This window comes from Amycolatopsis sp. NPDC104587, assembly GCF_055583645.1.
This window is the reverse complement of sequence record NZ_JBVJNO010000012.1, coordinates 351,329-361,830: the sequence shown is the minus strand read 5'-3', so window position 1 is coordinate 361,830 and position 10,502 is coordinate 351,329. Positions and strand designations below refer to the sequence as shown.

Annotated in this window: 9 protein-coding genes; 6 read left to right on the top strand and 3 right to left on the bottom strand. The window is 72.2% G+C overall.

The annotated features are described in order from the left end of the window. The first annotated feature begins 227 nt into the window (after positions 1-227). Positions 228-689, top strand: a complete 462-nt coding sequence (locus tag ACZ61C_RS34635; RefSeq protein WP_465312090.1) for a hypothetical protein — start codon at positions 228-230, stop codon at positions 687-689. Here ACZ61C_RS34635 and ACZ61C_RS34630 read toward each other — a convergent pair. Both ACZ61C_RS34630 and ACZ61C_RS34625 read right to left on the bottom strand, forming a co-directional pair. After that, positions 674-1,471, bottom strand: coding sequence for an enoyl-CoA hydratase-related protein (locus ACZ61C_RS34630; protein ID WP_465312089.1), 798 nt, complete (start codon positions 1,469-1,471; stop codon positions 674-676). The two genes, ACZ61C_RS34635 and ACZ61C_RS34630, sit on opposite strands and share 16 nt — an antisense overlap. Before the next feature lie 67 nt (positions 1,472-1,538). Beyond that, the gene (locus ACZ61C_RS34625) at positions 1,539-2,303 is read right to left on the bottom strand and encodes a hypothetical protein (RefSeq protein WP_465312088.1); all 765 of its coding nucleotides are present in this window, start codon (positions 2,301-2,303) and stop codon (positions 1,539-1,541) included. 288 nt (positions 2,304-2,591) lie between these two features. On the opposite strand from ACZ61C_RS34625, the gene ACZ61C_RS34620 reads away from it, so the two are divergent. From ACZ61C_RS34620 to ACZ61C_RS34605, 4 genes are read left to right on the top strand one after another with little or no spacing between them, the layout of a single operon-like run. Continuing rightward, positions 2,592-4,238 carry an AMP-binding protein gene (locus ACZ61C_RS34620; protein WP_465312087.1) on the top strand — a complete coding sequence of 549 codons (1,647 nt, stop codon included), beginning with the start codon at positions 2,592-2,594 and terminating at the stop codon, positions 4,236-4,238. Between the two features lie 4 nt (positions 4,239-4,242). Next, entirely contained in the window at positions 4,243-5,211 is a 969-nt protein-coding gene (locus ACZ61C_RS34615; RefSeq protein WP_465312086.1) for a phosphotriesterase family protein, read from the top strand. A gap of 42 nt (positions 5,212-5,253) precedes the next feature. After that, positions 5,254-5,877 carry a TetR/AcrR family transcriptional regulator gene (locus tag ACZ61C_RS34610; protein WP_465312085.1) on the top strand — a complete coding sequence of 208 codons (624 nt, stop codon included), beginning with the start codon at positions 5,254-5,256 and terminating at the stop codon, positions 5,875-5,877. An 8-nt stretch (positions 5,878-5,885) separates the two neighbouring features. After that, positions 5,886-8,294: a hypothetical protein gene (locus ACZ61C_RS34605; protein WP_465312084.1), complete on the top strand. Its 2,409-nt coding sequence runs from the start codon at positions 5,886-5,888 to the stop codon at positions 8,292-8,294. Here the strand turns inward: ACZ61C_RS34605 and ACZ61C_RS34600 are convergent. Next, positions 8,291-9,178 carry an alpha/beta fold hydrolase gene (locus ACZ61C_RS34600; RefSeq protein ID WP_465312083.1) on the bottom strand — a complete coding sequence of 296 codons (888 nt, stop codon included), beginning with the start codon at positions 9,176-9,178 and terminating at the stop codon, positions 8,291-8,293. The two genes, ACZ61C_RS34605 and ACZ61C_RS34600, sit on opposite strands and share 4 nt — an antisense overlap. Positions 9,179-10,017: 839 nt before the next feature. Between ACZ61C_RS34600 and ACZ61C_RS34595 the strand changes: the two genes are divergently transcribed. Then, on the top strand, positions 10,018-10,377 hold the full coding sequence (locus ACZ61C_RS34595) for a hypothetical protein (RefSeq protein WP_465312082.1): 360 nt from the start codon (positions 10,018-10,020) through the stop codon (positions 10,375-10,377). The last annotated feature ends 125 nt before the right edge of the window (positions 10,378-10,502 follow it).

Below are 10,502 nucleotides of genomic sequence, written 5' to 3'. Positions count from 1 at the left end.
GGGGGAAAAAAGAGGAGGGAGGGGACCAAGTGGAGACTCGAGGAAAAAAAAAGGAGAGGGGGGAGGGGGGGGGTGGGGGGGGGGGGGGGGGGGGGTGGCTTTCCCCCCCCCCCCCCCCCACTCGCGAGCTTCATCGAACTGAGATCGACTCCGCGTAACCCGCCGCCCCGCAAGGCCGACTCCCGGGGAGTGCACCCCTGGTGGGGTGCGGATCCCGGAGGCCGGTTGTGGCGCTGATCAAGAAGAAGACGCCTGACGAGGTCGCGGCCGACCTCGCCGCGAAGGAACGCCAGCGCCGTGAGCTGGAGGAACGCAAGCGTCAGCAGGAAGCGGAGCGGGTGCGGGCGGCGTTCGAGCGGTCTCCGGCCGGCCAAGCGCGAGCGGCCTTCCATAGCGGCGATCACGTGTTTCAGTACTCGATCGACGTGATGAACCAGAAAGCCATCATCGCCGCGATGGTCGGCAGCACCACGAGACAGCGGGTAAGCGACCCGACCGCGGTTCTCAACTCGGTCTGCCATGAGGGCTGGGAGCTGGTGAACGGCTCGTTCGTCTTCGTCGAGCAGGGACAGCAGAGCCGGGACAAGTTCCTCGCGTCCGGTCAGAACGTCGCCATCAAAGGCGAAGTCGTCGGCTACTACCTGTTCAAGCGCTGTGAGGCGAACCGTCGAGCTCAGCCCGCCGGATAAGGCGGGAACTTCGGCTCCCGGCGCTCGTTCCAGCTGGCCAGCCCCTCGGCCAGCTCGGGCCGCCCGAACGACTCGATCATCAACGCCGTCGCCTCGCGCGCCGCGTCCTCCAACGACAGCGCGGCCTCGCGGGCGAACTGCCCCTTCATCACCGCCATCGACCGCGGGGCGCTGTACGTCGCCAGCTCGGTCGCGTAAGCGTGCGCGCGCAGGGGGAGCTCCTCCGCCGGGACCACCTCCTGGACCAGGCCGTACTCCAGTGCCTGCTCCGCGGTGAACGTCCGACCGGACAGCAGGAGGTCGCGTGCCCGGCCTTCGCCCACCAGCAACGGCAGCAGCTTGGCGATGCCGTACTCCGCGATCAGGCCGCGGCGGGAGAACGCCGTGGTGAACTTGGCGCCCGCCGCCGCGAACCGGACGTCGGCCGAGCACGCGATCACGAACCCCAGGCCGGCGCAGCCGCCGTTGATCGCCGCCACCACCGGGACGCCCACCGATGCCGCCGCCAGGACGTCGCGGAAGTTCTCGTGGCCGCCGCCCGTGGCCGGGGGCGCGGCCACGATCGTGTCGAGCAACCCCAGGTCCGCGCCCGGGCAGAACGCCTTACCCGCCCCGGTCACGACCACCGCGCGCACCTCCGGGTCCGCATCGGCCTGCCGCAGCAGCTCGCCGTAGCGGGCCTGCATCGGCACGTCCATCGCGTTGGTCCGCTCGGGCTTGTCGAAGGTCAGCGTGGCGACCGCGCTGTCCGCCGCGTACCGGACTCCGTCCACAGTGGACATGACTGCCTCCTCGGGGTCGGAGACCATACTAAGCGGTTGCTCGGCGATTCGTCACGGGCCGGCGCGGTCAGCTGCTGCAGGCGGCCAACGCGTCGAGCCCCTGCGGTTTCTCGCCTTGACGGCCGATGGCGGTGGCGATCCGGTTGATCGTCGCGAACCGCTTGTCCTCGAGCGGGCCGAGGATGGCGTTCCGGACGAAGTCGGCCCCGCCTTCCCCGGCGCTGGTGACGAGCCGGTTGTTCGCTTCGGCGAGCTGCGTGTCCAGCAGGTCGAGGTTGCGCTGGACCTCGGCCTGCGCCGAAGCGGGAACCGCCGGGAGCCGGCTTTCGACGTCGGGGCAGCTGATCCGGCCGGCCGCCGCCGTCGCGGGCGCGGTGGTCGCCGGCGGTTTGGTGTCGGGCTGGCCGCCCAGGCTGCACGCGGCCAGGCCGCCGAGGCCTTGCGGTTTCTCACCCTGACGGCCGATCGCGATGGCGATGCGGTCGATCGTGGCCGCCCGTTTGTCCGCCAGCGGCCCGAGGATGGCGTTCTGGACGAAGTTCGGGCCGCCCTGCCCGGCGCTGGTGACGAGCCGGTTGTTCGCCTCGGCGACCTGCGTGTCCAGTAGCGCGAGGTTGCGCTGCACCTCGGCCTGCGCCGGGGCGGGCACCGCGGGAAGCCGGCCGGCGACGTCCGGGCAGGTGATCCCGGCGCCCGAAGCGGCGTTGGCGCTGCTCGGGTCGCCCACCGTCGTGGCGATCACCAGTGCGCCGGCCGCGAGGGCGAGGCCGAGGACGGCGGTCGTGATCTTCGTGCGCCGGGAGAGGCGATGACGTCCTGTGGCAGCAGGCATGAATCACTCCAAGTTAGCGTGAACATAGAGGGAGCACACCGGAAGCGCGCGGTTTTCCGAATGAGTGCGACCGAGGCGGTCGCGGAGGTCATCGTGTCCGGTGGACCAGCGATTTGTCCAGCGCAATGCGGTGAGCGGAACAATGGTGAACCGCGGTGAACCGGCGTCCGTGTTCACCGGTGGAACACGACCTCCGCCCATTGTCGCGCGAGCCGGGTCTTGACGCGGACCGCGTGGCCTCCTAGCGTCGGCATACCGACCGGTCGGTGTCCAAAGGAGGTCGCTGGAGTGAGCTGGTACGACACGAAACCCTGGCTCGGGAGCTACGACGAACGGGTGCGGACCGCGGAACCGGCGAAGCCGACCACGCTGCCCGAGACGTTCCGCCGGGCCGCCGACCACGTGCCCGACCGGGACGCGATCGCCTACTTCGACGCGCGGCTCACCTACCGCCGCCTCGACGAGCTCTCCGACGGTGTCGCCCGCCACCTCACCGCGCACGGCTTCGCCCGCGGCGACCGGCTCGCCCTGGTGCTGCAGAACATCCCGCAGTTCGTCATCGCGCTGCTCGGCGTGTGGAAGGCCGGCGGGATCGTGGTCCCGGTCAACCCGATGTACCGCGAGCGCGAGCTCGCCCACGTCCTCGAAGACGCCGGCGTCACGGCGATCGTCTGCTCGCAGCGCGGCTGGAACACCTACATCGCCAAGACCGCCGTGGGGCTCCCCATCGCCCTCACCACCAGCGAGCTCGAGTTCCAGACCCGGGACGACGAGCGAGTGCTCGGCAAAGTTACCCGCGAGGAAACCCCTGGCGCCATCGAGCTTCTCGACGCCGCCGCCACGCCGGGCCCGAAGCCGCCGGAGCCCGCCTTCGCGCTCGACGACGTCGCCCTCATCAGCTACACCTCCGGCACCAGCGGCACCCCGAAGGGCGCCACCAACACCCACGGCAACCTCGGCACCAACGCCGCCGGGCTCGGCTCGTTCAGCGGCCTCCCCGCGGGTTCGACGCTCTTCGGGCTCGCGCCGCTGTTCCACATCACCGGCATGGTCTGCGAAGTCGGCTCCGCGATCGACATCGAGGGCACGCTCGCCCTCGCCTACCGCTTCGACGCCGGGGTCGTGCTCGACGCCTTCCTCGAACACCGGCCGTCGTACACGGTCGGGCCGTCCACGGCCTACATGGCGCTGATGGCCCACCCGTCCTTCAGCCGCGACCACTTCGCGTCGTTCGCCCTGCTCTACTCGGGCGGGGCCGCGTTGCCGCCCGCCGTCGTCGAGGCCTTCCGCGCGAAGACCGGGCACTACATCCACAACGGGTACGGCCTCACCGAAACCACCGCCGGCTGTGTCGTGGTGCCCGGCCACCTGGAAGCGCCGATCGACCCGGGGTCGGGCACGATCTCGATCGGCCTGCCGGTGCCGGACACGATCGTCCGGATCCTCGGTGAGAACGGGGAAGAGCTGCCGGCCGGGCAGCCCGGCGAGATCGCCGTCGAAGGCCCGATGGTCGTTTCGGGGTACTGGAACCGCCCGGACGCGACGGCCGAGGCGCTGCCCGGCGGACGGCTGCTCACCGGCGACATCGGGTTCATGGACGAACGCGGCTGGGTCTACGTCGTCGACCGCAAGAAGGACATGATCAACGCGTCCGGCTTCAAGGTCTGGCCGCGCGAGGTCGAAGACGTCCTCTACACGCACCCGGCGGTCCGCGAGGCCGCCGTGGTCGGGATCGCCGACGAATACCGCGGCGAGACGGTCAAGGCCTACGTCAGCCCGGCGCCGGGCTCGACCGCCGACCCGCAGGAGCTGGTGGCCTGGTGCAAGGAGCGGCTCGCCGCCTACAAGTACCCGCGCACCATCGAAGTCCTCGACGAGCTGCCGAAGACGACCAGCGGCAAGATCCTCCGCCGCGAACTGCGGGCCCGGGGGTGACGACGTGGTCGAGACCGTCCGCGGCGCGATCGCGCCGGAAGCGCTGGGCCGGGTGCTGATGCACGAGCACCTCTTCGTGCTGAGCCCCGAATTCGCCGAGAACTACCCGGAGCACGAAGGGTTCCGCGAGGAGGAGCACGTCCCCGAGGCGATCCGGCGGCTCAAGGAGCTGAAGGACGCCGGGATCGACACGATCGTCGACCCGACGGTGATCGGCCTGGGCCGCTACATCCCGCGCGTGCAGCGGGTCGCCGCCGAGGTCGAGGTCAACATCGTCGTCGCGACCGGGCTCTACACCTACAACGACGTCCCGCACTACCTGCACTTCCGCGGGCCCGGGACGATGCTGCAGGGCGAGGACCCGCTCGTCGGGATGTTCGTCGGGGACCTCCGCGACGGCATCGCCGGCACCGGCGTCAAGGCCGGGCTGCTCAAGTGCGCCACCGACGAACCCGGCGTGACCCCGGGAGTCGAACGCGTGCTGCGCGCGGTCGCGAAGGCGCACGTCGAAACCGGCGCGCCGATCATGACCCACACCCACGCCGGCACCAAGCGCGGGCTGGAGCAGCAGGCGATCTTCGCGGACGAGGGTGTCGACCTGAGCCGCGTGCTGGTCGGGCACTCCGGCGACTCGACCGACCTCGGGTACCTGACCGAGCTCGCCGACCGCGGGTCGCTGCTGGGCATGGACCGCTTCGGCCTCGACCTGCTGCTGGCGTTCGAAGAGCGCGTGAACACGGTCGCGGCGATGTGCGAGCGCGGGTACGCGGGCAGCATGGTGCTCTCGCACGACGCGTCCTGCTACATCGACTGGCTGCCCGAGGACCAGCTCCCGGTGCTCACGCCGAACTGGCACTACCTGCACATCACCCGCGACGTCCTGCCCGCGCTGCGGGACCGCGGGGTGTCCGAAACGGACATCTCGACGATGCTCGTCGACAACCCCCGGCGGTTCCTCGACTGGGCTCGCTGAGCCGTTATCCTGTGCGTTCGACTGCGGAGAGGGGTACTGGCCGTGACCCGAGCGAGCACCCGTAAGCCCGGCGAGGCGGGTGGCGACGAGCAGGCCGCCGTGCCCCGGCGGCTGCTGGAGCACGCCACGAAGCTGTTCGCCAAGAAGGGCTTCGACCGCACGTCCGTCCAGGAGATCGTCGAAGCCGCGGGGGTCACCAAGGGCGCGATGTACCACTACTTCGGCTCGAAGGACGACCTGCTCTACGAGATCTACGCCCGCGTTCTGCGCGAGCAGACCCGCCAGCTGGAGAGCGTCGCCTCGTCCGACGCGCCGCTGCGCGAGCGGCTCGGCGCCGCCGCGTCCGACGTCGTGGTGTCCAGCATCGACAACCTCGACGACAACACGATCTTCCTGCAGTCGATGCACCAGCTCTCGCCGGACAAGCGGAAGGCGGTGCGCGCCGAGCGGCGCAAGTACCACGAGCGCTTCCGCGGCCTGGTCGAAGAGGGCCAGGCGTCGGGGGAGTTCCGCACGGACAAGCCGGCCGACGTGATCGTCGACTTCTTCTTCGGCTCGGTGCACCACCTGGGCTCGTGGTACCGCCGCGGCGGCACGCTCTCGGCCCGCCAGGTCGGCGACCACTACGCGGACCTGCTGCTGGACGCGCTGCGCCCGCCTGGTTGATTGGGAGCGTGACGCTCCCCGTTCTCGACAAGCTGACCGGGGCGGAGCGCGAGCTGCTCGACGCGGCCCGCCACGGCCTCGCCTACGTGACCGACGCCCCGGTGCGCGCCGCGGTGCTGCGCGAGCTGCTGCTCGGCCTGCGTGGCCCGCTGGACCCGCGCGGGGTGCGTGTCGGCGGCGCCCGGATCGCCGGGACGCTCAACCTCGACCACGTCGAAGCCACGGTGGGGCTCGCGCTGGTCGACTGCGTGGCCGTGAACGAGATCAGCGCCCGGCAGGCCCGGCTGCCGTGGCTCGACCTGTCCGGCAGCCGGATCGCGGGCTTCGACGGCACCGGCGTCCGGATCGGCCACGACCTCGACTTCAGCGGGGTCCGCGCGACCGGCTCCGGCGACTTCGGCGTGATCTGCCTGCGGGACGCCCGCGTCGACGGCCTGGTCGTCTTCGCCCAGGCCGAGATCCGCAGCGGCGACGGCCCCGCGCTGTTCCTCGACGACCTCGAGTGCCGGGATTTCAAGGGACGCGCGCTGCGGGCCACCGGCGCCGGGGACAGCGGCGCGATCCGCCTGCTCGGCGCCCACGTGGCCGGGGAGGTCGCCTTCGACGACGCGGTCCTCGGCAACGAGTCCGGGCCCGTGGTGCACGCCGACAGCGCGGTCGTCGACGGTGACCTGCGCCTGGCCGGGGCCACGGTGACCGGGGCCGGCGCGGAGGGCGCGCTCCGCCTGCTCGGCGCGCGGGTCGGCGGCCAGCTCGACCTCGACGGCGCCACGCTCGTGAACACCAGCGGCCCGGCCGTCGGCGCCGACCGCCTCCGGGCCGGTGGCCTGTACGCCACCGGCGTCACCGTGACCGGGGTCAGCCCGGACGCCGCGATCTCGCTGCTCGGCGCCCGGATCGAGGGCCAGGTCAACCTCGGCGGCGCGGTGCTCGACAACCCTCGCGGCCGGGCGCTGAGCGCCGACAGCGCGCGGATCGAAGGCAGTGTGCACGGCGTCGGGCTGCGCGGGAGCGGGGCGGGGGAGTACGGCCCGGTCTGCCTGCAGAACACGCACGTGGGCGGCCAGCTGTATCTGGAGGACGCAGAACTCGTCAACCAGACCGGACCGGCCTTCAGCGGCGACCGGCTCCAGGTGGGGGCCGGCCTGCGCCTGGCCCGGCTGCGGGCGACCGGCACGCTCGACCTCGACGGCGCGCGGGTCGGCGGCCACGCGGACCTCGGCGGCGTCGAGGTCACGGCGGACAACGGCCCGGCGCTGTCCGCCGACGGCTGCGTGGTCGGCGACACCCTCGACCTCACCGGTGCACGGCTGACCGCCACCGGCCCGTGGGGGGTGCTCCGGCTGCGCCGCGCCGACATCGCCGGCCGGGCCCTGCTCGGGGACGCCGAGCTCACCAACGAGTCAGGCCCCGGCCTCGGCGCCCACGACATCCACGTCGGCACCCACCTGGATCTCGCGCGGCTGAAGGTGACCTGCTCGGCCGCGGCCGGCGCGGTGATCCTGCCGGGCGCCCGGATCGACGGTCCGTGCACCCTCGAGGGCGCCGTGCTCGTGAACGACGCCGGTCCCGCGGTGGCCGCCGACCGGTGCCGGGTCAGGGAGAGCCTGGAGGCGGCCGGGCTGAAGGCGACCGGCGCCGGCCCGGCCGCCGCGGTCGGCCTCCTGGGCGCCCAGGTCGGCGGCCGGCTCGCCTTCACCGGGGCGGAGATCGTCAGCACCGGGACCGTCGTGAGCCTCGAAGACGCGGTGGTCGACGGACCGGTCTTCTTCCCGGCCGAGCTGGTGGGCTCGAGCGGCCTGGTGGACCTCGACGGGTTCCGGTTCGGCTCGCTCGGCGGCGTCACCTGGAGCGAGTGGCTGGAGCTGGTCCGCTCGCACACGGCCGCGTACCGGCCCGGGCCGTACCAGCGGCTCGCCGCATCGGAGCGGGCCGCGGGCCACGACGGCAACGCCCGCCGGATCCTCATCGCCCAGCAGCGCGACCTGCAGCGACGAGCGCCGGAGGCGATCGGCGGCTGGCCCGCGCGGCGGTTCCACGGGCTGTGGGGCGCACTGGCCGGGTACGGCTACCGCGCGCGTCGCACCGCCGCCGCGTTGCTGCTCGCGGTGGTCGCCGCCGGCGGCTTGGGGCTCTGGGCCGGGCACGTCGGCGACGGGAGCCACCGCGCCGCCGAGCGGACGTCGGACCTCACGGCCGCGCGCGGCACGCCCTGCACGACCGTGGAGCTGGTCGGCGTCGGCCTGGACCGCGGGCTGCCGCTGTCGCCGGGGGTGCGCGGGCGGTGCGACCTCAACACCGGGATCCCCGCCGGGCAGTGGTTCACCGTGGCGATCTGGCTGGTCCAGGCCGCGATCTGGGCGCTGGCGACGCTCGCGCTCGTCGGGTACACCGGGCTGGTGCGCAAAACCGGTTAGTGGCGGTGGAGGTGGTCCAGGAGCAGGGCGCTGACCTCGTCCGGGGTCTCCATCGCCATCCACTGGCTGGCGCCCTCGATGATCTGGAAGCGGTACTCGGCGTCGATGTGGTGCACGGTCAGCTCGGCGGCGCTCTGCCCGAGGTAGGGGTCCTCGCTGCCCCAGAGGTACAGGGTCGGCACGGTGACGCGGCCCGCCGGGATGTCGTAAACGTCGTTCGTGGCGCCGCGGTACCAATTCAGCGTCGCGGTCAGCGCGCCGGGCTCCGAAAGGCGCGCGACGGTGCGTTCGAGGATTTCGACGGGTATTCGCCGGTCGTAAACCGCGCGTAGTTGTGCGGCATCGTCGCGTAACAGGAATTTCTCCGCTTTTCCGGCTTGGTGGCGGAAGAATCGGACGTAACCGAGGTCGTGGGCCTGCCCGTCGTCGATCGCGATCGCCTGCTGCAGCGCCGCGGGGTGCGGCGTCCCGAGCACGGCCAGCGAGCGCAGCCGGTGCGGGTGGGACGTGGCCAGCGTCCAGGCCACCATGCTGCCCCAGTCCCGCGCGACCAGGTGAAACCGGTCGGCGCCCTGGCTGTCGGCGAAGGCGAGCGCGTCGGCGACGAGCAGTTCGATGCGGTAGTCCTCGACCCGTTCGGGCCGCGCTTCCCTGGCGTACCCCCGCTGGTCGACGGCCACGGCGCGGTAACCGGCCTCGCCGAGCGCGTGGAGCTGCTCGGTCCAGGCGTCGGCGAACTCGGGAAAGCCGTGCAGCAAGAGGACGAGCTCACCCGACTCGGGCCCGGCCGCGAGCGCGCTGTGCCGATGACCCCCGACCACGACGGTCAATTCCTCCAGCGAGCCGGCGACACGGGCATCCGTCGGCGCGACGGCGAATTCCATGGCGCCCAGGCTAGATCCCGGCGGGTGCGGAAAACCATGGGAAGAAGGGCACTTTTGCCACCCGTTTGCCCGAAAGGTGGTCTAGCTCACAGCATTCTCGCTCAGATGAGCGAAAGCCGGGAGGAAAATGAAGAGTTTTCACGAACTGGAATGGGTGAGGGCGGGCTGGGGTGGCTGCACGAGGGTGGGATGGCGGGCGGGCGGCGAAGTTGCGGGCGGCTGCGGCGGGGCGGGGCGGCGGAGGAAGTGGCCCGCCGGGCGGCAAGGAGCCTGGGGTGGTGGCGATCGGAGCGGCCTCCGCGGCCATCGCGCCAGCCGAGGAGCGACTGGGTGCGGCCATCGCGCCAGCCGAGGAGCGACTGGGCGCGGCCGCCGGGCCGGCTGAGGAGTCGCTGACCGGCCCGCGAGAGTTGGGCTCGGCGCGGCCGCCGGACTGGCTAAGGAGTGGCTGACCGGCCGCACGGGTCGGGTGTCGGCGAGGGGCGCGGCCGCCAGGCTGGCCGAAGAGCTGCCCGCCAAGCGGCCAGGGCCACGTGCTGGCCGGAGCAGGCTCAGCGCGGCCACCAAGCCGGCTGAAGAACGGTTCGCCGTCGCGCGCGCGGCCACCCCGCCCACCGGGTTTTACCCGGCTTTAGCCGCCACCCGGCAGGATCGACCCCGTCAGACGGTCGGCCGTGCAAGCTGGGGGCCACGGCGCGGGGGTGCGCCCGTGGACGGCGGCCGTCTGGCATCGGGGGGCTTCGGGGGAACCAAGTTCCGCGTTGCGGTCGCGACGCGCACTGCCGGGCTGAGAACGCGCAGTGCCGCCCCTCGGGCACACCTGGGGAAAGGGGAATCCAGTGCACAGCACAGTCAAGCGCGTCCTGGTCGCGGGAGCCATCTCGGCGAGTGCGCTCGCCGTCGTCGCGCCCGCCGTCGAGGCGGCCGAACAAGGGGGCATTTCGCGCACCTGTCCCGACAGCGCCTGCAGCACGCCGCCGGTCTGGTTCCCGGGCGGGACCCTCTCGGTCGACGCGGACGTGCACGGGAGCGGACCCGCCGAATGGGTCGTCCGCGGCTCGCGCGGCGTGGTCTGCCGGACCGGTTTCGCCGCCGAAAGCGGCCCGCAGTCGTGGGTCTGCCGCGGTGTCCCGGCCGGCGAACTGGAAGCCGTCGTTTCCGGGCCCGCGGGCCCGTCGAACATCGGCCTCCGCTGGTAGTGAACACCCACTGGGAAAGAGGAGAACAGCCATGACGACGATCCGCTTCTTCACCCGCTCCGTGGTGCGCAGCGTGCGCAACCGCCGGCTCGGCAACACCTGGGTCATCTACTACGAAATCTACT